The sequence below is a fragment of the Acidaminococcus intestini DSM 21505 genome, assembly GCF_000425045.1.
In the GTDB taxonomy this organism is placed as follows: Bacteria; Bacillota; Negativicutes; order Acidaminococcales; family Acidaminococcaceae; genus Acidaminococcus; species Acidaminococcus intestini.
On sequence record NZ_AULA01000008.1, the window covers coordinates 64,458 to 88,561 of the forward strand.

21 protein-coding genes and 2 pseudogenes are annotated in these 24,104 nt (G+C 49.7%); 22 read left to right on the plus strand and 1 reads right to left on the minus strand.

Translation table 11 applies throughout. The features are described from left to right. Positions 1-41 precede the first annotated feature (41 nt). Positions 42-938 (minus strand): alpha/beta hydrolase, encoded by an 897-nt coding sequence (locus H503_RS0103780; RefSeq protein ID WP_014128437.1) that lies wholly within the window; start codon positions 936-938, stop codon positions 42-44. A gap of 337 nt (positions 939-1,275) precedes the next feature. Here H503_RS0103780 and nifJ point away from each other — a divergent pair, with 337 nt between their 5' ends. The 22 genes and pseudogenes from nifJ (at position 1,276) to argR (ending at position 24,100) form a co-directional block, all read left to right on the plus strand. Then, on the plus strand, positions 1,276-4,782 hold the full coding sequence (gene nifJ, locus H503_RS0103785; RefSeq protein WP_009015292.1) for a pyruvate:ferredoxin (flavodoxin) oxidoreductase: 3,507 nt from the start codon (positions 1,276-1,278) through the stop codon (positions 4,780-4,782). Between the two features lie 69 nt (positions 4,783-4,851). Beyond that, positions 4,852-5,961, plus strand: coding sequence for an aconitase family protein (locus H503_RS0103790; RefSeq protein WP_014128438.1), 1,110 nt, complete (start codon positions 4,852-4,854; stop codon positions 5,959-5,961). Positions 5,962-5,977: 16 nt separating this feature from the next. Further along, positions 5,978-7,774, plus strand: coding sequence for an aconitase/3-isopropylmalate dehydratase large subunit family protein (locus H503_RS11765; protein WP_009015290.1), 1,797 nt, complete (start codon positions 5,978-5,980; stop codon positions 7,772-7,774). Between the two features lie 15 nt (positions 7,775-7,789). Further along, positions 7,790-8,686 (plus strand): phosphate acyltransferase, encoded by an 897-nt coding sequence (locus H503_RS0103800; protein WP_014128439.1) that lies wholly within the window; start codon positions 7,790-7,792, stop codon positions 8,684-8,686. 95 nt (positions 8,687-8,781) lie between these two features. Continuing rightward, the gene (locus H503_RS0103805; RefSeq protein WP_014128440.1) at positions 8,782-10,119 is read left to right on the plus strand and encodes a 2-hydroxycarboxylate transporter family protein; all 1,338 of its coding nucleotides are present in this window, start codon (positions 8,782-8,784) and stop codon (positions 10,117-10,119) included. Between the two features lie 26 nt (positions 10,120-10,145). Further along, the gene (gene buk / locus H503_RS0103810; RefSeq protein WP_026385446.1) at positions 10,146-11,258 is read left to right on the plus strand and encodes a butyrate kinase; all 1,113 of its coding nucleotides are present in this window, start codon (positions 10,146-10,148) and stop codon (positions 11,256-11,258) included. Positions 11,259-11,416: 158 nt separating this feature from the next. Then, entirely contained in the window at positions 11,417-12,013 is a 597-nt protein-coding gene (locus H503_RS0103815; RefSeq protein WP_014128441.1) for a YitT family protein, read from the plus strand. Between the two features lie 369 nt (positions 12,014-12,382). Continuing rightward, positions 12,383-12,577 (plus strand): annotated as a pseudogene (locus H503_RS12930) (cupin domain-containing protein); the annotation flags it as partial. A 126-nt stretch (positions 12,578-12,703) separates the two neighbouring features. Continuing rightward, positions 12,704-13,030: pseudogene (locus tag H503_RS12935) on the plus strand (cupin domain-containing protein); the annotation flags it as partial. 338 nt (positions 13,031-13,368) lie between these two features. Further along, positions 13,369-14,589: a sodium/glutamate symporter gene (locus tag H503_RS0103830; protein ID WP_009015284.1), complete on the plus strand. Its 1,221-nt coding sequence runs from the start codon at positions 13,369-13,371 to the stop codon at positions 14,587-14,589. 212 nt (positions 14,590-14,801) lie between these two features. Beyond that, positions 14,802-15,377, plus strand: a complete 576-nt coding sequence (locus tag H503_RS0103835) for an Asp23/Gls24 family envelope stress response protein (protein WP_014128444.1) — start codon at positions 14,802-14,804, stop codon at positions 15,375-15,377. After that, complete coding sequence (gene amaP, locus H503_RS0103840) at positions 15,374-15,892, plus strand: alkaline shock response membrane anchor protein AmaP (protein ID WP_009015282.1); 519 nt, start codon at positions 15,374-15,376, stop codon at positions 15,890-15,892. The genes H503_RS0103835 and amaP overlap by 4 nt, the downstream gene beginning before the upstream one ends. Positions 15,893-15,904: 12 nt before the next feature. Continuing rightward, positions 15,905-16,129: a DUF2273 domain-containing protein gene (locus H503_RS0103845; protein ID WP_014128445.1), complete on the plus strand. Its 225-nt coding sequence runs from the start codon at positions 15,905-15,907 to the stop codon at positions 16,127-16,129. Between the two features lie 57 nt (positions 16,130-16,186). Then, on the plus strand, positions 16,187-16,609 hold the full coding sequence (nusB, locus tag H503_RS0103850; RefSeq protein WP_009015280.1) for a transcription antitermination factor NusB: 423 nt from the start codon (positions 16,187-16,189) through the stop codon (positions 16,607-16,609). Further along, a complete protein-coding gene (locus H503_RS0103855) occupies positions 16,596-17,564 on the plus strand; it encodes a Kae1-like domain-containing protein (protein ID WP_009015279.1) in 969 nt (322 codons plus the stop codon). Before nusB ends, H503_RS0103855 begins: the two co-directional genes overlap by 14 nt. After that, positions 17,551-18,894 (plus strand): exodeoxyribonuclease VII large subunit, encoded by a 1,344-nt coding sequence (gene xseA, locus H503_RS0103860; protein ID WP_009015278.1) that lies wholly within the window; start codon positions 17,551-17,553, stop codon positions 18,892-18,894. Before H503_RS0103855 ends, xseA begins: the two co-directional genes overlap by 14 nt. Position 18,895: 1 nt before the next feature. After that, positions 18,896-19,132, plus strand: a complete 237-nt coding sequence (gene xseB, locus H503_RS0103865) for an exodeoxyribonuclease VII small subunit (RefSeq protein WP_009015277.1) — start codon at positions 18,896-18,898, stop codon at positions 19,130-19,132. Continuing rightward, positions 19,129-20,007 (plus strand): polyprenyl synthetase family protein, encoded by an 879-nt coding sequence (locus H503_RS0103870; RefSeq protein WP_009015276.1) that lies wholly within the window; start codon positions 19,129-19,131, stop codon positions 20,005-20,007. The genes xseB and H503_RS0103870 overlap by 4 nt, the downstream gene beginning before the upstream one ends. A gap of 40 nt (positions 20,008-20,047) precedes the next feature. Then, entirely contained in the window at positions 20,048-21,949 is a 1,902-nt protein-coding gene (gene dxs, locus H503_RS0103875; RefSeq protein ID WP_009015275.1) for a 1-deoxy-D-xylulose-5-phosphate synthase, read from the plus strand. Beyond that, the gene (locus tag H503_RS0103880; RefSeq protein WP_009015274.1) at positions 21,946-22,746 is read left to right on the plus strand and encodes a TlyA family RNA methyltransferase; all 801 of its coding nucleotides are present in this window, start codon (positions 21,946-21,948) and stop codon (positions 22,744-22,746) included. The genes dxs and H503_RS0103880 overlap by 4 nt, the downstream gene beginning before the upstream one ends. A gap of 14 nt (positions 22,747-22,760) precedes the next feature. Continuing rightward, a complete protein-coding gene (locus H503_RS0103885) occupies positions 22,761-23,636 on the plus strand; it encodes an NAD(+)/NADH kinase (protein ID WP_009015273.1) in 876 nt (291 codons plus the stop codon). Positions 23,637-23,647: 11 nt separating this feature from the next. Then, positions 23,648-24,100, plus strand: a complete 453-nt coding sequence (gene argR / locus H503_RS0103890) for an arginine repressor (RefSeq protein WP_009015272.1) — start codon at positions 23,648-23,650, stop codon at positions 24,098-24,100. The last annotated feature ends 4 nt before the right edge of the window (positions 24,101-24,104 follow it).

Genomic DNA, 24,104 nt, shown 5'->3' on the forward strand with positions numbered 1-24,104 from the left:
CAAGGTAATAAAAGGGCCTTCTTCTTGACTTTTTATGCCCCTCAACAAACGCTTGGAAAAGGATTTGTATACTGACCGTTCTGAAGGAACCTCAGATAGGACAAGATCAAGGCTTCCCCTTCCTCATGACCTTCCGTCCGTCTTGGCAGAAAACCATGGCGGGCACCCAAGATTGTTTTAGCCGTTACTGCGGTGCCTGCTTCTGCTAAATGACGGGCAAAGGTCAAGGCTTCATCACAAAGAATGTCATGTTCTGCCGTAATGATAAGCACAGGAGGAAAGCCTTTGAGCTGGTCTTTTGATGCAAAAAGAGGGGAGATCAAGGGATTTTCCGTGCCACCATGAGGGAGGTAACAAGCGATTCCAAAACTTGCCACTTCAATCATGCGGGGATCCTTGATCCCGCCTTTTTTATCAGCTAATTTACCGGTTAAGTCACAAGGAGGATAGCAGCAAATAAGTCCTGTAGGGAGCTTGCGACCTTCTTCAAGAAAGGTGAGCGTCATGCCCGTAATGAGATTTGCGCCAGCACTTTGGCCCATAAGCACGAGATTATCCTTGGAACCGCCAAGGTCTTCGGCGTGACTCTCTACATAGGATAAGAGATCAAGCCCTTCTTCAAACGTATAAGGGAAAGGGTGTTCCGGCGCGGTCTTATAGTCGACATCAAGATATAAAGAACCGCTCCGATAGGCCATCATGTGTGAAAACTCAATATCCTGTCCTCGATACCCTTTGATAAAGGCGCCTCCATGAAAATTCACAATAGTGGGTAGGAGATCCTTTTTCGTATGAGGACGATAAAGGTGAACCAAAAGGCTGCCGTAACGCGTGGGGACAAAGAGACTCTTTGTTTCTGCCAAGGGATAACGGCCAAGATAATCCTTATTGACAGAAAGGTTGGCACATTCAGAGCGAATTTGGGAAAGCAAATCCATAGGGAGACCTCCAATCTATATGCAAGCGTAGGTAAAACGTTAACCTTATTATTACATCGGAAGATAGAGAATGACAAGCTGATTTATTGAAATAATGGCACGGAAATCAAGATAGGCGCCCATCCAAAATTTTCAAAAGTCATTTTATTACATTATATGACCCTCATTTTCGGGGAATTTTCTGATTTTTGCATATTGACAAAGGCCTGTTCACTTATTAAAATGAGTTCAAGTAAAACGATTTACTAATACGTTAAACTAGCGACAAATCAGAAAAGGCTCTTTTCGCCTTAGGCAAGCGGAAAGGCAATTAAGTCAAGAAGAGAGGGTTCTTATAATGATGAAAAAAACAATGGATGGTAACGAAGCTGCGGCTTATGCGTCCTACGCATTTACGGAAGTTGCCGCTATCTATCCGATTACGCCGTCTTCCCCGATGGCTGAACATGTCGACTCTTGGGCTGCCCATGGCAAGAAGAACATTTTCGGTCAGCCTGTCAAGCTTGTCGAGATGCAGTCTGAATGCGGCGCGATTTCCGTTGTAAATGGTGCAGTTAACGCCGGTGTCCTGTCGACAAGCTATACGGCTTCCCAGGGGCTTATGCTGATGATTCCGACCATGTTCCGTATTGCTGGCGAACTGCAGCCTGCCGTTGTCCATGTTGCCAGCCGTAATGTTGCGACCAATGTCATTTCTATCTTTGCCGAGCACTCCGATGTCATGGCCTGCCGTCAAACCGGTTTTGCCATGCTTGCTTCTTCCACGGTTCAGGAAGCTATGGATCTTGGGGCTACTGCTCACCTTGCTGCTATCAAGGGTCATATTCCTTTCCTTCATTTCTTTGATGGGTTCCGAACGTCTCATGAAATCCAGAAGGTTGACTGCCTCGATTATGATGAACTGAAGAAACTTGTTGATTACAATGAACTGGAAAAATTCCGCTCCGGGTCCCTCAATCCGGATCATCCGACCCTTATTACGACGGGTGAAAACGACGATACCTATTTCCAGCAGCGTGAATCGGTCAACCCTTATTATGAAGCTCTACCTGATATTGTTGAATCCTGCATGGCCCAGATCAATAAACTGACGGGCCGTGATTATCATCTCTTTAATTACTATGGCGATCCCGATGCGGAATATGTTATTGCCGGGATGGGCTCCATTGCCGGGACGGCTCAGGAAACGGTTGATTATCTCCGCAAACAGGGGAAGAAAGTAGGCTATTTGGAAGTTCACCTATTCCGTCCTTTCTCAGTAAAACATCTCATCAAGGCTCTTCCTAAAACGGTCAAGGTCCTCACGGTCCTCGACCGCGACAAGGAAGCCGGTGCTGTCGGTGAACCGCTTTACGAAGAATTCGTTACGGCCCTCAATGATACGGACCTCACATTCAAAGTTGTTGCCTGCCGCTTCGGTTTAGCCGGCAAGGATACGACGCCTACCATGGTGGCTGCCATGTATAGCAACATGGAAACGAAAGTTCCGAAGAACCATTACACCATCGGTATCGTTGATGATGTGACCCATCATTCTCTCCCTTATGGGGATGAAATCGATATTGTGCCTGAAGGAACGGTGAGCTGCAAGTTCTGGGGCATTGGCTCCGACGGAACGGTTGGCGCCAACAAGAATACAATTAAGATCATCGGTGACCACACGGACCTCAACGTCCAGGCTTATTTCGAATATGACGGGAAAAAATCCGGCGGCTTGACCCGGTCCCACCTGCGCTTTGGCAAAGCCCCGATCCGCAGCCAGTACTATGTCAAGAAAGCCGATTTTGTCGGTGTCCATAACCAAGCCTATGTCAACACTTTCGATGTGGTCAAGGACCTCAAGGATGGGGCCAGCCTGCTGCTGAACTGTGAATGGTCGTCCGAGGAAATTGCCGACCGTCTTCCCAACAAGATGAAGCATGATCTTGCTAAAAAGCATATCCACCTCTACACCATCAATGCTGTTGATATTGCCTTCCAGCTTGGTCTTGGATCGAGAACGAACACAGTTCTGCAGGCTGCCTTCTTTAAGATTACGGGTATCATCCCCATCGATGACGCTGTGAAGTACATGAAGGAAGCCATCTTCAAGTCCTATGGCAGAAAAGGCGAGAAGATTGTCAACATGAACAACGCCGCTGTTGATGCCGGTGTCAAGGAAGTCGTCGAAGTACCTGTGCCGGATGCTTGGCTTGCCCTTGATGCGACGGAAGCACCGAAAAAGATGAGTGGATCCCATTATGTCGACAAAATCCTCAAAAAGGTCAACTCCGCTTCCGGTGATGACATCCCTGTTTCCGATTTCGTGCCCTATTCCAACGGCATGTTCCCTCAGGGAACGAGCCGCCACGAAAAGCGAGGAACTTCGGTCCGTGTATCGAGCTGGAATCCGCAAAAATGCATCCAGTGCAATATGTGCTCCTATGTATGTCCGCATGCCATCCTGCGCCCCATGCTCCTTACGGAAGAGGAAGTCAAGGGCGCTCCAGAAGGGATGAAGGATATTCCGGCTAAGGGCAAAGATGTGGAACCCTATCGTTTCCATATTGCTGTATCGACCCTTGACTGCACGGGCTGCGGCAGCTGCGCCAATGTCTGCCCTGTAGGCGCTATGGAAATGTCCACCCTTGATAAGGAAGGAGCTCAGAAAGCGGTCTGGGATTATACGGCAGCTTTGCCGGAAGTAAGAAATCCTTTCGGTGTCACATCCGTCAAGAATTCCCAGTTCAACCAGCCCCTGCTTGAGTTCAACGGTGCCTGCCCGGGCTGCGGCGAAACGCCTTATGCCAAACTCGTGACCCAGCTCTTTGGTGACCGCATGTTCATTGCTACGGCAACGGGCTGTTCCCAGGTTTGGGCAACGTGCTTCCCAAGCATGCCTTATACGCCCAATAAGAAGGGTCATGGCCCGGCCGTAGGCGGTTCCCTTTTTGAAAACAATGCAGAATACGGCCTTGGTATCAAGCTTGCTGATGATGCACGCCGTAAGTATGTGGAAGAAGAAATCAAGGCCCTTGCGGAAACGGCCGATGATGAAGCCTTGAAGGAAGCCGCTAAGACCTGGCTCCAAAATAAGGACAATAAGGATAATGCCCGTGCTATGGGTGAAGCCATGGAGAAAGCTCTCACGGCCTACAAGGGCACGGCGGTTTCTGAAATCGTTGCGAGCGTCCTCAAAAACAAGGACCAGCTCACAAAGAAATCCGTCTGGATCTTTGGCGGCGACGGCTGGGCCTATGATATCGGCTACGGCGGACTGGATCATGTCATTGCTTCCGGTGCGGATGTCAACATCCTCGTCTTTGATACGGAAGTCTATTCCAACACGGGCGGCCAGGCTTCCAAAGCAACGCCGACCGGTGCAGTTGCGCAGTTTGCGGCTGCGGGCAAACCGACGAAGAAAAAAGACCTTGGCGCTATGGTCATGAGCTATGGCAATACTTATGTGGCCCAGGTTGCTATGGGTGCCAATATGCAGCAGACCCTCAATGCCATCCGTGAAGCTGAAGCCTTCAATGGTCCGAGTATTGTCATCTGCTACTCACCCTGCATTAACCACGGCCTGCGCTGCGGCATGAACAAGGTTCAGGATGAAATCAAGAAAGCCGTTGAAGTTGGCTACTGGCAGCTCTATCGCTACAATCCCGTTCTCAAAGAGGAAGGAAAGAATCCTTTCATCCTTGATTCCAAGGAACCGAAAGGTGATTTTGATGCCTTCCTGCAAGGGGAGACCCGTTATGCTTCCCTAAAGCGTTCCTTCCCCGAAGCGGCCGAAGCCCTTTATGAAAAGTGCCAGAAGGAAGCTATGGAACGCTACGCCTATTACAAGAAACTGGCTGAATAAACAACAAATCAAGTGCTCCTAGGGAAAGCGCAATCGTGCTTTCCCCGATGGGGCAAAGGAGACGATTTGATGAAGCGAATTGAAGAACTCTTAGGCGCCAAAACAGGTGAGGTCGTTTCCGTAGTACCTCGCTATGTCCTCATTACGAACGGTTTTGGTCATGAAATCACAGAACTTGCCTCCCATGTAAAGAATCCCGATAAGGCCTTGGTCGTCTACGACCATAACTTGCCGGCTGGCCTTCCGGAAGAATCCAAGATCTTCCAGGAAATCCTCCAGTATGCCCGGAAAGAGAAGATTCCCTTCTATCAAGCCAAAGGGATTGCCCAGAAGTGGATGCTCGAAGAAAACATGGTCGCGCCCACAGACATCATCATTACGGGTACGCGTCATAGTTCCATCTTTGGTTCCATTGGAGCCCTAGGGCTCGGTCTCAGCCATACGGAGATGGCCCGCGTCCTGGAAACAGGGGAGTACCAGACCGTCGTTCCGGAAACGGTTACTGTCCGCGTCATTGGGAAGCTGCGCCGCGGTGTCGGCATCATTGATGTAGCCCTCCATTTTCTTGATGCTGCAGGCGATATCAAAGGTAAAGCCGTTGAATTCATCTGTCCTGACCTTACGGCTTATGAACGGGAAGTTCTCTGTGAAATGGCAACAGATACGGGGGCGTTCACGGCCTTTGCGATAGAGGAAGGGGAGAGTGATATGACCCTTGATCTTTCTCAAGTAGGGCCCATGCTACGACTTCCCTGCGCCGATCTTTTGAGCCAGACGGCAGCTGGGGTTGATCGGGCGGATATCCTTTCCGGTCAAAAGATCCACGCCGTCCAGCTTGGCGGTATGAATGGCGGGACCTTAGAAGCCCTTCGCACGGCGGCTGCCTTAATGGAAGGAAAAAACCTTCGCAAAGGGGTCCGTCTTTCCATCTGTCCCGTAACGGCAAGAACGTATCTTAAGGCCCTGGAGGAAGGACTCATTACAAAATTCATTGATTTTGGCGCACAGATCGAAGCAAGCAGTGACCGTGACATTGTCAGCCAAGGAGCAGGTGTGGTCGGCCATAAGGAAATCCTCCTCACGACAGGCCTCTATACTTTTGCCGGTGCCATGGGTTGTGATGATGCCTCCGTCTATACCGCCTCGGTAGAGACCATCATGGCAGCCGCCGCGGTCTAGGAAGGGGAGAAGCAGCATGGATACAAAATTTAACGGCAAGATTTGGACTTTTGGGGATGACATCGATACGGATACCATCATTCCTGGCAAGCGCGGTACGATTCCTACCATTGAAGAAATGAAACGCTATGCTTTTGAGCTCTTGAAGCCGGAATTCGGTACGGCCGTCAAACCGGGGGACATCCTCGTTGCGGGCAAGAACTTTGGCTGCGGATCTTCCCGGGAACAGGCTGCGACCGTTCTTTCTCACAATGGGGTGCGCTGCATCATCGCAAAGAGCTTTGCCCGTATCTTCTTCCGCAACGCCTTCAATAACGGCATCATTCTTCTGCAGTGCGACGGGATTCAAGAGGTTGTGAAAGGCGGTGACATTGTGACCGTCGATCTTGAAAACAAGACGGTTTCGGCAAATGGCAAATCCTTCCCTGTTGGCGCCATTCCTCAGAATCTTCTCGAAATCGTCGAACACGGCGGTCTCGTGGAAGATACGAAGGCAAAGATCAAAGCAGGCTACAAAGCGCCTGAACTTCCTGTCATGAGTGACGCTTCCCTGCGCCGCAAAGGCTTTACTTTGGCGGAAAAGATCCTCCGCAAAAATGCCGGTGTGGAAGAAGTCAAACCGGGCGATATTGTTGTGACCCATCCGGATTTTCTCATGATCCACGACATCTATACACCGTATCTCCTTGATACGCTCCATGAAATGGGCACGAAAGAAATTGATGACCCCGATAAGGTCTGCATTGTCTTTGACCATTGCATGCCTACGGCTGTCGCCAAAAATGACTCGGCTCATTACGATGCTGGTCTTAAGCTTGCCGAAGAATATGGCATCAAGAAACTCCACATTGGGGAAGGTATCTGCCACTCCCTGATGCACGAAAAATTCTACGCCAAACCTGGTGAAGTACAATCCGCAACGGATTCCCATACAACAACGTACGGGGGCGCCGGGTGCTTTTGCTCCGGCATCGGCACGGCGGAAATGGCTGCGGCCCTTACAACGGGTGAACTTTGGTTCAAGGTGCCCAGCGCCATCAAGGTTGTCCTCAACGGACACTTCCCTAAGGGGGTCTTTTCTAAAGATATCATCCTCCGCATCCTTGGGGATATTACGGCTTCCGGCGCGCAGTACAAATCCCTTGAATTTACGGGACCGGCAGCACGGGAAATGTCTCTTGACGCGCGCTTTACCGTTGCCAACATGGCCCTTGAAGCAGGCGCCAAATGCGGTCTTTTTGAAGCCGATGAAAAGACGGCCGCCTATTATGGCATTCCTCTTTCGGAGATTGACTGGATTCGCATCGATGACGAGGCCCAGTATGAAAAGGTCCTGACCTATGATGTTTCGACACTGGAACCACAGCTGAGCTGCCCTCAAGGCGTTGACAATGTGTATCCTATCTCTGAGGTCCTCGGCACGCCCATGGATGAGGTCTACATTGGTTCCTGCACCAATGGCAGTTTGGAAGATCTGAAGGCTGCTGCAGATATTCTGCGCGGCAAAAAAGTTGCCAACCATGTTCGTGTCATTGTCGTGCCGGCAACGAATACGGTCTTTAAAGAAGCCATTGAAAAAGGCTATATCAAGGACTTTATTGAAGCGGGCTGCGTCATTTCCCATCCCTGCTGCGGTCTTTGTTGCGGCATGCCCTATGGGCTCATGTATGACGATGAAAGGATCCTTTTGACGGCAAACAGGAACTTCATTGGCCGCCAGGGAACCAAGAAGACCTTGGGATATCTTTCCAGTCCGGCTGTTGCAGCGGCGACGGCGCTCACTGGTGTCGTTACGGATCCCAGAACCTTATAAGAAAGAAGACTGCTTATGATTAAGAATTTTGCTGAACTCATCGATCGTTTGCTTCAAGATCCCGTCAAGAAGAAAGTGGCTGTGGTCTGTGCCCAAGATGAGCACACCTTGGAAGCGGTAATCAAGGCGTATAAGGAAAAGCTCATCTCTCCCGTCCTCATCGGTGAAAAAGAGGGCATTGAAGCCATCTTGAAAAAAGAAGGGGCTGACCTTTCCGGGGCGGAAATCATCGACATAACGGATCCTTCCGAATGCGCGCGCAAAGCCTGCGCCCTTGCACGGGAAGGAAAAGTCGATGCCATCATGAAGGGGCACCTTGATACGAAGACCTTGATGAAGGTCCTGGTCAACAAAGAGGATGGGATTTCCATTTCAAAAGTCATGAATATCCTGGCTTTTATGGAAAGTCCTTACTATCACAAGCTCTTTACCTTGACCGACGTGGGGCTTTTGACCTATCCCACGAAGGAACAGAAGCAAATGGCCCTTGAAAACGCCGTTCGTGCCTATAAAGCACTAGGGGAAAAGAATCCCAAGATTGCTGTCCTTTCTGCTATGGAAGGCGTCAATTCAAAACTCGAACAGACCGTTGAAGCAGCGGAAATCAAGAAAGAAGGAATCAAGGGGGCTATTGTGGAAGGACCGATTTCCCTGGACCTTGCTATGGACAAGGAAGCCTGCGCCATCAAAGGGTATGAATCCCCTGTGGCAGGCGATGCCGATATCCTACTTGTCCCTGATATCGTAGCAGGAAACCTTGCGGCCAAGAGCATGACGGTTCTGGGGGGGTGTAAAACGGGCGGCGTCGTTGTAGGCGGGCTTGTACCGGTTATCCTCGTATCGCGGGCGGCCACGGTCACAGATAAATATTTGGCCATTGTTATGGCAGCTATGACTAGTAAAAAAAGATAAATCAAGATTCATCCATAACCAATCTTGTTTCAGATGAGGGGCACTTAGAAACGGGTTTTATTACAAGAAAGGCAAATTGAAAAGGGAGAATAATAATGGATGCTTCAAAATTGAAATTTAAAGTCTGTGGCATGGGGCCAAAACCGTTTTTCATCTTGTTTGCTGTGGTTCTCATCGCTGTCTATGGCAATTTCATGCCGCTTGCAAAGATCTATTCCAACGCGTCGGGAAATTTCGTTGTTTCCAGCTATGTGCTGACGGTGGCGTTCCTGATGGCCATGGGAGGACTTTTCTTCTGGCTTGGCAACACCATTCCTATCGTCAACAACTACTTAGGCGGGGCCTGCCTCCTGCCACTTATCGGTGCTTCTTGGCTGAACTATGTGGGCCTCATTCCGAAACCGCTTGAAAACGGCATTCGTACCGTCATGCGCGGCGGCTTCCAAGATATGTATATTGCCGCCCTCCTCATCGGGTCCGTCCTTGTCATGGATCGCAAGATCCTCTTAAAGGCAACGGCCCGTTATTTACCAGCCATCATTGGCAGCCAGGTCGTGGCTCTTGTTTCCTGCTACATTGGCGGAAAGCTGATTGGCTTTGGGGCCGCTGAAGGGCTCTTTTATATCGGTGCTCCCTGCATGTCCGGCGGCAGTGCCGGTGCCATGACGACCTTGCCCCTTCTTTATTCGGAACTGAGCGGCAAGGATATGACGAGCCTTGCTGGTCAATTCCTCTGTTACGCTTCTATTGCCAACGTCCTTGCTGTCGTCTTGGCAGCTCTGGGCGGCGGCATTACGTCCAAGATTTCTGGCCTCAATGGAAATGGCAACATCCTCATCGGTCAGGAACATATGATTACGGAAGGCGAAAAACGCCAGGCCACGACGCTTGATTATTCCCGTCTTGGCGGAGGTATCTTCATCTGTCTGGTGGTCTATCTCATGGGCTTTATCCTAGGGAAGCTGCCAGGGACGGGCATGATTGCGGGCCTTGCTTGGTCCATCATCATTGCCATTATTGTTAAGTGCACGGGCATTGTAGAAGATGAAATCATGGATGACGCTGTCTATGCCATGAACTTTGCCTTAAAGGCCTTGCTACCCATGCTCATTGCCGGTATCGGTGTGAACTCCCTTAAATTTACGGCCCTTACGGAATATTTTACCGTTCCGGTCTTTGCCGTCATCTTTATCGGTGTCATGGGGGCATTTGTAGGCGCTATGTTCTTTGGTCGCCTCACGGGTCTTTATCCTTATGAATGCGGAGTTACGGCCGGCCTTTGCTGCTGCAACATTGGCGGCAGCGGAGATATTGCCGTCCTTACGGCAGCAAACCGCATGAACCTCCTTGCCTTTGCATCCATTTCGACGCGTATTGGCGGTGCGCTCATGGTCATCTGGCTTGGCATCCTGTACCCGCTCCTTATGAAATAATCTCTGGAAAATGAGGAAATGCTATTGTGAAAGACTATAAAATCTTTGTCATCAATCCTGGTTCTACGTCTACAAAAGTGGCCATGTTCAAAGGAAAAGAGAAAATCTATTCTGAAAATATCCAGCATGATGTATCGGAACTCAAGGCCTTTAAAGAAGTGCGCGACCAACTGGATTACCGCCGGGATATGATTCTTGAAAGTGTGAAAAAAAGCGGGGAGACCCTGACCGATGTGGATGCTTTTTCCAGTCGGGGTGGGGGCTGCGGAACGACGGAAAGCGGCGTCTTTACCATCAATGAAACGCTCCTTGATTATGTAACGAATAGACCGTCCGTCGTCCATCCCGCCATTTTGGGTGCCCCGATTGCAAGTGCCCTTGCTGAAAAATATCATGCCAAGGCCTTTATCGTGAACCCTCCCGAAGTGGATGAATTCAAGGACCTTGCAAGGGTAACCGGCCTCAAGGGTGATTACCGCAAGAGTGCTATCCATGCCTTGAACCAAAAGGAAATTGGCCTGCGTTATGCCCAAAAGGTCGGAAAAAACTATTCTGATCTAAATCTCATCATCTGCCATATTGGCGGCGGGATTTCCATTACGGCCCATGAAAAAGGAAGGATGGTCGATTCCAATGACATTGCCCGCGGAGACGGACCTATGGCACCGACTCGGTGCGGCTCCCTTCCTGTTCGGGATGTCGTTGAAATGTGTTATTCCGGCAAGTACAGTGAAAAAGAGATGCTGGAAAAAGTCACCAAAAACGGCGGCCTTGCCGATCACTTGGGCACAAGCGATGCCCGGGAAGTCAAAGAGCGGACCGATGCAGGAGATGCGTACGCAGCGCTGATTTATGACGCCATGATTTATCAGATTGGTAAGGAAGTGGGCGCCATGGCAGCCGTTCTTCACGGAAATGTTGACGGCATCATCCTTACAGGCGGCATTTCCTATGATACCTATGTTGTTCAGCGCCTAAAGGAAATGATTTCCTTTGTCGCTCCCGTTACGGTCATGGCCGGGGAATTTGAAATGGAAGCCCTTGCTTCCGGGGCCATCCGGGTCCTATCCGGAAAAGAAGAAGCCAAGACCTTTACGGGCATTCCTGTTTGGGATGGCTTTGACTGCCTACCCAGATAAATAAGATTCTCTTGTTTACCTCCTGAGTCTAAGGGCCTTCTTACGTGGCTCTTAGCAATTACCTTCCATACAATTTCATGCTAACGCAAATAACCGGTACTCCCATAGTGCCGGTTATTTGCGGGTCTATATTTGCTGCAGGAAAGGGGCGTATTTTCATGCAAACACGCAACAGGCAGTTTGTTTCGGTCCTCATTGGGGCCTTCATCTATGCGGTCAGCATGGTTTCCCTTGTAAAGCCCGTCCATATCGCACCGGGTGGCGCCACAGGTGTTGCGCTCATGCTGAACTATCTTTTTGGCCTTCCTGTGGGAGCCATGAGTTTTTTCGTCAATGTCCCTCTTCTTGCCGCGGCGTGGAAAACGCTGGGGCCCCGATTTGTCCTAAAGACAACGGCAACGGTCCTTCTTTGCTCTTTCTTCATGGACAAGGTTGCCGCTGTCTATTTTCCTGTCTATGCTGGACCGCGTTTTTTGGGGGCTCTTTTGGGCGGCGCCATTTCAGGCATTGGCATAACTTTTCTTTTTAAGGCAGAGTGCACGACGGGAGGGGCGGATATCCTTGCGTTTATCATTCATAAATACTTCCCGCAACTCAGCATGGGACGCATCTTTTTCTATCTAAATGCCCTCGTTCTCGTTTCATCCATTTTTGTGTTTCGCGAAATCTGGGCGGGATTCTATGGAGTTGTCTGCCTTACAGCAACTTCAAAAATTCTTGATTTCCTGTTGATCCGTTTGAATCAATCGAGGTAAGTTAAGATGAAGCTATTGTAAGGGATGCTTATTTGATTTAACGAAAAATGAGAAAGTTTCTTGAATTCTGAAAAATAGAGGACTACAATGGTTTTAGTAAAGCGTTTCTAGAAGATAGGAGGAGTGACTATGAAACGAAACTGGATGGCTTTTTGTCTCGCTGCAGCGCTCATGACGGCTGGTACGGTTTATGCAAAACCAGCACCGTCCCAGCTGGTACCGGAAAAACATGGCCAGTGCTATGTGGAAGACAACCTTTTTGTGAAGGACGTCAATGGAGCTGGCGGCGGACAAGGCGTGCTCCATGGTGATTTTGCTTTCCGCAGGGAACAGGCCCTGAAAACGGACGCCATCAAGGAAATCGGCTGGATGACGCTGAAACCTGGATCCTATATTGGCAGTCACACGCACAAGGATAATGAAGACGCATATCTCATCATTTCAGGCAAAGGCATTTTTACGGATGGCAATGGCCATGCCTGGGTGGTCGGTGCCGGCGATATGACCATTGCCCGTCCTGGTCAGACTCATGGGCTAGCCAACCTTGGCAAGGAGGATTTGGTTTTCCTTGATATCATTGCTAAAAATGACAGTGCCGATCTTTCTAAGATGGCTAAAGAGGGAACCACCCAATACTTCCCTGTTTCCGCACAGTTTGAGAAGAATGTAGAAAAAGCGGGCGCAGGTAAAGGAACGGGCATTTTGTTCGGTCGTTTTGCTTTCCGTCGGGAAGCTGCGACACAGGATCAGGCCATCAAGGAGATTGGCCGGATGACGCTGAAAAAGGGCGCTTCCATTGGCATGCACAAACATGTGGATAATGATGATACCTACATTATCCTATCTGGTGAAGGCGTATTCACGGATGGAGCGGGAAAGGAAACGGTTGTCGGTCCTCGTTCCGTCACAATTGCTGGTCCCGGTGAAAGCCACGCCCTCAGAAACGATAAAGATGAAGACCTCATTTTTATTGATCTCATTGCTAAGAATACGCCCGTTAAGGGACAGACGAAATAAGAAAGCTCAGATTACGTGTGAGGAAACGCCCATGGCAGCCATGGGCGTTTTTCTGATTTTTTTGGGGGGAAAAAGACAGTTTGCTGGTTCAAAGGTATTTACCGGCCTTCAATCATCCGTTGTGACAATATACCCCTTTTTCAAAAATTCCTAGTTGCCTATACAATGTAAATTATTTTCTTAATGATGAATTTAATAAATGTATGATTATCTGATTATATATAAAATACTCTGAATTTTGCTTGTACTCAAAAAGTCTAATTGTTATAATAGGTTCTGTAGGAAAGGAGATGGAATGCTGGAATCCGTTTCCACAATAATTTGAGGGGGTTTTATTCATGGGTGGTCTAGCAATTAAGCTTGACATGTTCCAATCGTTGGCCCTTGCCGTCATTGCCATTTGGCTCGGTAACTGGTGCCGTCAAAAATTTCCATTCTTAAGAAAGTACTGCCTGCCGGGTGCTGTCGTCGGCGGCACAATTATTTCCCTGATTTCCCTGGTGCTTTATGAAACCGGGGTGGCAGAGCTGAGTTTCGACTACAAAGTCGCAAACAGCCTCTTTTACTGTATTTTCTTTGCTGCAAGCGGCGCCGCAGCCAGTCTTTCCCTTTTGAAAAAGGGTGGGAAACTTGTCATCATCTTTACGATTTCTGCTGCCGTCCTTGCCATTTTGCAGAATGTCCTTTCCGTGGGGATTGGTGTCGCCATGGGTGTTGATCCCTTGATTGCCCTGATGACGGGTTCCACGCCGATGACGGGCGGTCATGGCAACGCAGCCGCATTTGCCCCTCTGGCCGTTGCTCAAGGTGCTTCTGCTGCAATGGAAGTTGCAATTGCTTCCGCAACTTTCGGTTTGATTGCAGGCTGCATGATTGGCGGTCCTTTTGGCCGTTGGATCATTAGACGTCATCATCTGGAAGATCCTGCTCTTGACGGACAGGCTGAAAAAGCACAGGAAACGGGGAAAGAAGTTGGGACCCCGATGTTCAAGGGTGATATCGTAAAAGCCATGTTCCTGATGTGTTTCTGCTTGGGCTTAGGCGCTGTCTTCATGGCAATCTTGAAATCCCTGAAGATCAGCTTCCCAATCCATGTCTGCACCATGCTGGCTGGTATCCTTGTTCGTCTGTATCTGGACAGCAAGAAAGATACACCGGAATCTTTGTATGAAGGCATCGATACGGTCGGTGAATTCTCCCTGGGACTATTCGTTTCCTTGTCCATCATCTCCATGAAGCTGTGGCAACTTGCTGGTCTTGCTGGCCCGATGGTTGTCATGCTCCTTGCCCAGGTGGTCATGATCCTTATCTACTGCTATGTTGTCGACTTCTATGCTTGCGGTAAGAACTACGATGCCGCCATCATCGCTGTTGGCCATACGGGATTTGGTACAGGGGCTGTGCCTGTATCCATGACGACCATGAAGACTGTCTGCGACAAGTACAGATATTCCAAACTGGCCTTCTTTGTTGTACCAGTTATTGGTGGGTTCCTTAGCAACATTACGAATGCCATCATCATTACCTGGTTCATCAACTTCTGTGCCGGGATTCGCTAAATTTAACATAAAAAGTACGGATCAGCTCCAGGTGGTCCGTGCTTTTTTTTTATGGGCAAAAGGGCTGATTTCAGCTTGAAAGGAGAAAGCAGCGAACACCTTTTCATGGCGTAAAATCCCCCTCTAGGTCATTGGAAAGATAAGCCGCCTGTGTTATAATCATTTGATACCAACATGGTTTCACGTATATTCTTTCATCTGAGGTGAAATTGATGAGCGATAACAAGGAACTTGAAATGCTGCAGGATGGAACAAAAGTTTCCCCTGAGACGGACGACATGGGTTCCATCCATGTCGATGATGAGGTCCTGTCCATTGTCGCAGGACTTGCGGCTTCCGAAGTACCCGGTGTGTACGGCATGAGTGGCGGGATCCGCGGCGGAATCAATGAAATGCTGGGAAAACAGAACTTTTCCAAAGGCATCAAGGTGTTTACAGAAGGCCGAACGGTCCGTGTTGAGGTCCATGTCATCATCACTTATGGTTATAATATTCCCGATGTGGCCATCAAACTTCAGGAAAAAGTCAAGGACGCAGTGGAAAATATGGCAGGCTATGAAGTGACGGCCGTGGATATCCATGTGGAAGGCGTCAGAAAGGACAAAATGGAAGGCCTCTCAGGAAAAGGTGATATAGATACCCTGGAAGAACGCTATAAGGAAGCAGCAAGGGAAGAAGCCTCCTTGAAGCAGGAAATGAAGGACCCTGAGGGTAAGGGTGCGGATTCCTCTGCCAAGGAACAAAATGAAGAAACAGTAAGCCAAGAGGCTTCGGGAGTAAACGCATGAGTATCATTGACCGCATCATTTTGACGCTTTATACCTGCAGCTTAGGCGTAGCCGCTGTCCTCATTATGATTGTCAGTTTGAATCTGGTGCCGCTTGATGAGTTTGTTGCCTTTGCCAGCCGGATTCCAGGCCGTTGGGAATACACGGTGGGCGGGGCTGTCCTCTTTATGATGAGCCTCCGTCTTCTTGTTGCGGGCTGGAGTCGTGGATCCAGCAGCAGTTTGACTATTGATACGGAGCACGAAGGCCAGATCCACGTGAGTCAGCGCGCCATGGAAGATTATATTGCCAGTTTCACAAATGACGTTTATGGTGTCCATGGTGCCAAGGCCAAGGTCAAGATGAATGGCCAGCAGATTGAAGTCCGCATCAACGCTTCCATTGAACCGGGCATCAATATTCCGGATACGACGGAAGAAGTTCGCCGCACGGTGAAGAAAAATATCTTGACCGTCATCGGTGTGGAAGTCAGCGATGTGGAACTTTATTTCAAACACATCAAGGCAAAAGAGTAGGGGGCCTGAACCATGTGGCAAGAAATCTTTAGAAATATCATGGAAACCAGCCGGTGGCGTGTCATTGGTGCTGGGGTAGGTCTATTTGTGGGAATCCTCTTCATTTTGCTAGGGTTCTTTAGGGCCGTATTCCTGTTGATCTGCATAGGTCTTGGCTTTTATATCGGCAACCGGATGGACGAAGGAGAGGACTTTGTCGATCTTCTTGATAATTTGCTGCCGCCTTACCGTAGATGATTGAATGGTACCGCGCCCTTTGACGCGGAAATCTAACTAGATGGAAATGAGGATATTATGAGTAGAAGAGAAGCACGTACACTTGCAATGAAGAGCTTGTTTTCCCTTGATTTCACGACGGATGTATCTCCCCTTGATACCGTGAAAGCCCTGCTTGAAGATGAGGATACGCCAGCACTTCCCAAAGATGATGAAAACTATGCGGCAGCCTTGGTTACGGGGACTCGCGAGCATCTTGAGGCCATTGACAGTGTCCTTGATACCCTTTCAGATGAATGGAAAGTCAAGCGCATGGCCGGAGTTGACCGAAATTTGCTCCGCATGGCTGCTTTTGAAATGTATTTCAGTCCTCAAAAGATTGCTCCTGCCATTGCCATCAGTGAGGCGGTGGAGATTGCCAAAATCTATGGCGGAGATGACTCTCCCCATTTCATCAATGGCCTCTTGGGGACACTAGTGAGAAATCATGGAAAAGACTGACCTTGTCCTTGGCATTGATACGAGCTGCTATACGACAAGTGCAGCCCTTATGGATGGAACGGGTGCGCTGCTTTTTGATGAGCGGCGCCTTCTTCGTGTAAAAGAGGGCCGCCGTGGGCTGTCCCAATCAGAAATGGTTTTTCAGCATATGCGGGCCCTGCCAGATCTTTTGGAACGCATCGATCTCACACAGGGACGGCTTTCTGCCATTGTCGCTTCCGAGCGGCCAAGACCACTCAAGGAATCCTATATGCCTGCCTTTTTGGTGGGCTGGGGCATGGCACGCAGTTTAAGTCACTTCATGGACGTGCCTCTTATTGCGGCTACTCATCAACATAACCATATGTTTGCTGGTCTCTGGGGACTTCGCCGCCGGCCGCCGGCGCGCTGTCTTTTGGTTCATGTTTCCGGAGGAACGACGGACCTTCTCCTTGCTGAAAGGAGCGCAAACGGTGAGATCATCCTTACGCCTTGCGGGACCAGCATCGATCTTCATGCCGGACAAATGATTGATCGCGTGGGAGTCGCTTTGGGCCTTCCTTTCCCATGTGGTCCCCAACTGGAAAAATTGGCACAGGAAGCAGTCCGTCCTTATCCTCTCAAAGTCTGGTTCGAAGAAGGATGCATGAGCCTTTCGGGTCCTGCCACAGCTGCCCTGCGAGCGATTGAAAAAGGGGAAAAGGGTAGCGAAATTGCCTTGGGTACGCTTCATGCCATTGCCAAAGGTCTTTATCATACAATCAGTCATCTTTGTGCAGTGCACAAACTTACGGAAGTGCTTTTTGTTGGCGGCGTCAGCGCCAATCTCTATATTCGAAAAGAACTGAGGACTCATCTGTCGGGAAAGGGCATTGCTCTTCTTACGGCTGACCCTATCTGCAGCACTGATGGTGCAATCGGCAATGCATGGCTTGGAGTCCTCAAGGAAAGAGGGAACGCCCATGATCTTCGGTAAGGTGTTTACTGTTTCTGAAGTTAATCTCTCCTTAAAGGAACTGATACATAAGGATCCTACCTTCGCCAATCTCCAGATCCAAGGCGAAGTTTCCAATTTCAGGCGGTATGCGTCGGGTCACTGCTATTTTAATCTCAAGGATAGTAAAGGGCTCATCAAGTGCGTTATGTTCAAAGGGGCCGCTCAACGCCTTAAGAAGCTTCCCCGCGATGGGGACCAGGTTGTGGGTATCGGCCGTATTGATGTCTATGAGCGGGATGGGGTCTATCAATTTTATGTTGATATGCTTATGCCTGTAGGGACAGGAGACCTTATGGCGGCTTATGAAGCCCTGAAGCAGAAGCTGTCTGCAGAAGGCCTTTTCGACGAAACCAGGAAGCAACCCATCCCGGTTTCACCACGCATCGTCGGCGTTGTGACAAGTGCCGATGGTGCGGCCATCCGCGATATCATCAAAGTTGCCGGTCGGCGTGATTCTTCGGTTAAGATCCGACTCTATCCTGTCAAGGTCCAGGGCAAGGAAGCACCGCCCGAAATTGCAGCAGGCATCCATTTCATGAATCGGCACAATCTTTGTGACGTCCTGATTGTCGGCCGCGGCGGTGGGTCCATGGAAGACCTCTGGGCCTTTAATGATGAAAAGGTGGTCCGGGCCATTGCGGCTTCAAGGATTCCCATCATTTCTGCCGTTGGTCATGAAATCGATTTTACTCTCTCTGATTTTGCGGCCGATAAAAGGGCTGCAACGCCGTCCCAGGCGGCTGAATTTGCCGTGCCTGACCGCAGTAAGGACATTGCGTCCTACGAAAAATTGAACCTGCGTCTCAAAAAGGCAGTTGCGGACCGCTTGGCGATGGAACGCCAGTGCCTTGACGGCGTTTTGCAGCGACCAGTCTTTCGCTATCCCGAGCGGCTTACAGAAGGACAGTCCCAGCGGCTTGATCAGTTGGGGCAGTCCCTTTCCACAAGTTTCAGCCGCCGCTTGGAACGGGAGACCATGCGCCTTATGAAACTGCGGGACCATTGGTTCTTCCGCCATCCCGAGGTTTTTGTTGCAAGGCATCAAGACCATTTGACCCGTCTTACGAAGGATCTTGACCTTCACTTCCGTTATACCCTGTCTGAAACGCAGCAGCGCCTCAAGGAAGTGAGCGTTAAGTTCCAGCTCCTTGATCCACAAAAAGTTTTAGAACGAGGCTATACTATGACGGAAGGGCCAGGGGGCAAGATCCTGTCCTCTATGGGAACCCTTAAGGAAGGGGACACCATTAAGACCTATTTCAAGGATGGGGTCCTGAGGAGTATTGTGAGTAAAAAGGAGGAATCCTGATATGGCTGCCAAAAAGGCAACGTTTGAAGACAATATGAAACGGCTGGAGGAGATTGTAGAAGCGCTTGAAAGCGGCAATCTTCCCCTTGAAGATACGGTGAAGCTCTACAAGGAAGGCATGACCCTTTCTGCTCAATGCGGGGCAGCACTCAAGAAAGTCGAACAGGAAGTGCAGAAAGTGACAGAAACGACTTCAGGAGACGTAAAACTGGAACTCTTCCCAGAGGAGGATGCATGATGGATCTTTCAACCTATTTAAAGGAACGGTCCGAACTTGTTGATGGGTTCCTTAAAATCCGGATTGGCGTGGGCGCCATCAGCCGCGTCGATGAAGCCATGGCTTACAGTGCCCTTGCCGGCGGAAAGCGGCTCCGTCCGATTCTTCTCATGGCGGCTGCCGATGCTGTCGGTGGAAAAGGCACTGATTTTCTGCCCCTTGCGTCCGCCCTTGAAATGATTCACACCTATTCCCTGATTCATGACGACCTCCCGGAAATGGACAATGATGATTACCGGCGGGGGCGCCTTACAAACCACAAGGTTTTTGGTCAGGCCATGGCTGTTCTTGCTGGTGATGGTCTTTTGACCCAGGCTTTTGAGGTTATGACAGAGCAAAAGGGTGTCGATCCGGCGCTTATGGTGGAAATCATCCACCTCATCGCACGCTGTGCCGGTCCGGAAGGCATGGTCGGCGGGCAGGCTCTTGATATTAATGCTGAGGAAAAGCACCTCGAGCCTGCTGAGATGAAACAGCTCCATGAAGCCAAAACGGGAGCGCTCTTTATTGCGGCTATCCGCAGCGGGGCCCTTTTGGGCGGCGGCAGCAAGGATGAAGTCAATGCCCTTACGAAATTTGCCACCTTTTTCGGACTTGCCTTCCAAATTACGGATGATATCCTCGACGTGGAAGGGGACAGCAAAATCATGGGGAAAATGGCTGGAATGGATGAAAAGATGCACAAATCCACTTACGTCAGTCTTTTTACCTTGGAAGGAGCCAAAGCCATGGCCCTTGATACCCTAAAGAAAGCAGAACTTACCCTGGAACCTTTTGGCGAAAGGGCGGAACCGCTCCTTGCGATTGCACGGCATCTGTACAATCGCAATAAATAGATTCTTATAGAACTTTCGTGCCTGCGAAAGGAGGCGTTTCATGTCACTCATTTCAGAAATCCATTCGCCGGAAGATTTAAAAAAAATCGATCCTTCCATGCTTCCTCAGCTATGTGCTGAAATCCGCAGCCTCATTATTGACGTTGTTTCAAAAAACGGTGGACATCTGGCGCCTAACCTGGGTGTTGTTGAACTGACCATTGCCCTGCACCGTGTCTTTTCTGTTCCCCGTGACAAAATTGTCTGGGATGTAGGCCATCAGTCCTATATACACAAGATCCTGACGGGGCGTCTCCGGGATTTCCCTTCCCTGCGCACCTATGGCGGCCTCTGCGGTTTTCCAAAACGCAGCGAAAATCCTTGTGATGCGTTTGGAACGGGGCATGCCAGCACCTCTATTTCAGCAGCCCTTGGCATGGCCTGTGCCCGTGATCTATCTGGTGATGATTACAATGTCATTGCTGTCATCGGGGATGGGGCCCTAACGGGCGGGGAAGCCATGGAAGGGCTTAATCATGCGGGGGACCTCAAGAAAAAACTCATTGTCATATTAAATGACAATGAAATGTCCATTTCCCGCAACGTGGGAGCCTTGTCCTCCTACTTGACGGAACTGCGCACAGACCCGGCCTACTCCCGAGTCAAGGCCGATGTAGAAGGCGTGCTTAAAGCCATTCCTTCCATTGGTACCCACGTAGCCAAGACCGTTGGTCGACTCAAGGATTCCCTGAAGTACTTCTTTGTGCCAGGGATGTTTTTTGAGGACCTGGGTTTTAAATATTTGGGACCTGTGAACGGACATGATATCCCTTCTCTTGTAGAGACTTTGCAAAAAGCCAAGAATCTGACTGAACCAGTGCTCATCCATGTCCTTACAAAAAAGGGAAAGGGCTATGCCCCTGCCGAAAAAAGCCCAAACAAATTCCATGGTACAGGACCTTTTGTTGTGGCAACAGGGGAAAAAATCACGAAAAAAGACGCCCCGCCAACTTATACCAGTGTTTTTAGCAAGACGCTCATCCAGCTGGCCGATAAAAACCGCAACCTTGTCGCAATCACGGCGGCCATGCCGGAAGGGACGGGACTTGACGCTTTTCAAAGAGTTCATCCTGACCGCTACTTTGATGTAGGCATCGCTGAACAGCATGCTGTTACGATGGGGGCAGGCCTTGCGGCAAATGGATACCATCCCGTGGTTGCCATATATTCGACTTTTGCGCAGCGTGCTTTTGATCAGCTTCTTCATGATGTTGCCATCCAGGAGCTTCCTTTTACGCTCTGTCTGGATCGCGCCGGTATTGTAGGGGATGATGGGGCCACGCACCATGGGAATTTTGACTGCTCCTATCTCAGGCTCATGCCTCATTTTGTTATCATGGCACCGAAAGATGAAAATGAGCTCCGCCATATGCTCTATACCGCGACTGAGTATGAAGGTCCCTGTGCTATTCGTTATCCCCGCGGCAGCGGTGTCGGCGTGCCCGTGACTGAATCCCTTCATACGCTCCCCATTGGCCGGAGTGAACGCCTTCAGGAAGGGTCCCAGATCGATCTCTGGGCTGTGGGAACCATGGTCGAAGCTGCGAAGCTGACAGCCAAACGCCTGCGTGCCAAGGGGCTCTCTGTGGGGGTCGTCAATGGACGCTTTATCAAACCGCTGGATCAAGAGGCGCTCCTGGAAGCCTCCAGAAAGGTCAAGCTTATTGTGACGCTCGAAGAAAATGCGCTCTGCGGCGGTTATGGTGAAGGCATCATTTCCTATCTGAATCAAGAAAATCGCTTAGGGGATTGCCGCGTCCTTACTCTCGGGATTCCTGACGAATTTGTTTCCCATGGGAAACGAGAGTTTCTTCTGCGGGATGTCCGGCTAGATGAGGACAACCTTGTGGAACGAATCTTAACCGCCTATCAAGAAATCGAAAGGGAGGCTCTTGAACAATGAAAAAAGAACGGCTCGATCTTTTCCTTGTGGAACAGGGCTTATTTGAATCAAGAAGTAAAGCCCAAGCGGTTATTATGGCAGGGGAAGTCCTTGTCGATGATCAAAAAATCGACAAACCGGGAACCATGGTCAAGCCGGATGCCAAAATTACCCTTTTAGGAAAGAAGTTGCCTTTTGTCAGCCGTGGGGGATATAAGCTCAACAAGGCTCTTGAAGTCTTTCCTATTTCCTTGGAAGGAAAAACCATGGCCGATCTGGGAGCCTCGACAGGGGGCTTTACGGACTGTGCATTGCAGCACGGGGCCAAAAAGGTCTTTGCTATCGATGTCGGTTATGGACAGCTGGCCTGGAAACTTAGAAACGATTCGCGCGTTGTCAATATGGAGCGCACCAATGTCCGCTTCCTGGAAGCGGATTCCTTGGGAGAACAAGTCGATGCCGTCAGTATTGACGTGGCCTTCATCTCTTTAGATAAGGTGCTTCCGGCAGCCTATAAGATCATGAAAAACGACGCGTTTCTCATTGCCCTCATCAAACCTCAGTTTGAAGCTGGTCGAGAACATGTGGGGAAGAAAGGCGTTGTGAGGGATCAAAAAGTTCATTTGGAAGTGATTCAAAAGGTACTCGGTTTTGCCCGGGAAATCGGTTTTGTTCCCAAAGGCCTTTCCTATTCTCCCATCAAGGGACCGGAAGGCAATATTGAATATCTATTATATCTAGGAAAAGAGGGCAGCGATGCTGTCTCTGATTCAGATCCCCAAAAAGTGGTGACTGAATCCCATCTTTTTCTTCTATAAGAGGGGGGATTGACGTGAGAGAATGGATGGTTGGCATTTTCCCGAACCTCAATAAAGAAAACGTTCGAAATGCCCTGCCGGCTGTAGTCAAGGCGGCAGAACATGCCAAAATCAAGGTTGCTTTTCCTTTGGAAATTGCAGAGGAGTTCGGCGTGCCAGGGTACGACCAAGAAGATCCGGCAAGTCTCAGCCGCCTTGATTTTGCTATGACACTGGGCGGGGATGGAACCATTTTACGGGCCGCCCGTTATGTGACACCCCTGCAAGTGCCGCTCATTGGGGTCAATATGGGTAAGGTTGGATTCCTGACGGAAGCCTGTTTCCCTGATCTGGAAAAGGTGCTCAAAAAATTGGCTGATGGGGCGTACACCATCGAAAAACGCAGCATGCTCCAGCTTTCCATTTGGGAAGCTGGCAAGATTATCAAAAAAGGTCATGCCCTTAATGATATGGTCCTTGAAAGTGCCGATCGTTCCCGACTGACCCGTCTTCGTATGCGCATTGCCGGTCAGCCTTCAGCGAATTTTCCTTCTGATGGTATCATCATTGCTTCGGCGACAGGGTCGACGGCGTATTCCCTTTCTGCAGGAGGACCTGTCGTCCATCCCAGTCTATCCGTCATGCTCATTACCCCCATTTGTCCTCATGCCCTTCATGCGCGTCCGCTCGTCATTCCCATGAAGGATACGATTGAAATCGAACCTTATCCACCTTTTGAGGAAATCCTTGTATCTGCCGATGGAATGACGATTGCAAGCCTTGAAAAGACCCAGAAAGTGATTGTTGAGCGCTGCCCCTTTGATGCGAAGTTTGCCCGCTTAAGTCCTCTGCGCTATTACGAAACTTGGCAGGATCGGCTCCTTCGCAACGAAGGACAGACCATTGTATAGGAAGTGAAATCATGAAATTATCCAGACAGGAAGCAATCAAACAGATTATCAAGACCCAAGTCATCGAGACCCAGAGCGATCTAGCAGAAGCCTTGAAAAAAGCGGGATTCAATGTGACGCAGGCCACTGTGTCCAGGGATATCAAGGATATGGTCTTGATTAAGGTTCCCGATGAAGATGGACGGTATAAGTATAGTTTTCCTTCGGAACATAACCAAATCATTACGACGGACCGTTTGGAAGATATGCTTCGCAGTTATATCCTGACCGTTGTTTCTTCGGAAGTCATTATTGTGGTCCATACCCTTCCCGGTACGGCACAGGCAGTTGCCTATGCCATCGACCATCTCAATTGGAGCGAGGTCCTTGGTACCGTGGGCGGTGATGATACGGTCATGCTCATTATTGATTCGCGGGACCATGTGGAAACTGTCAAAACCCGCATCATGCAGAAAAAGAGCTAAGGAG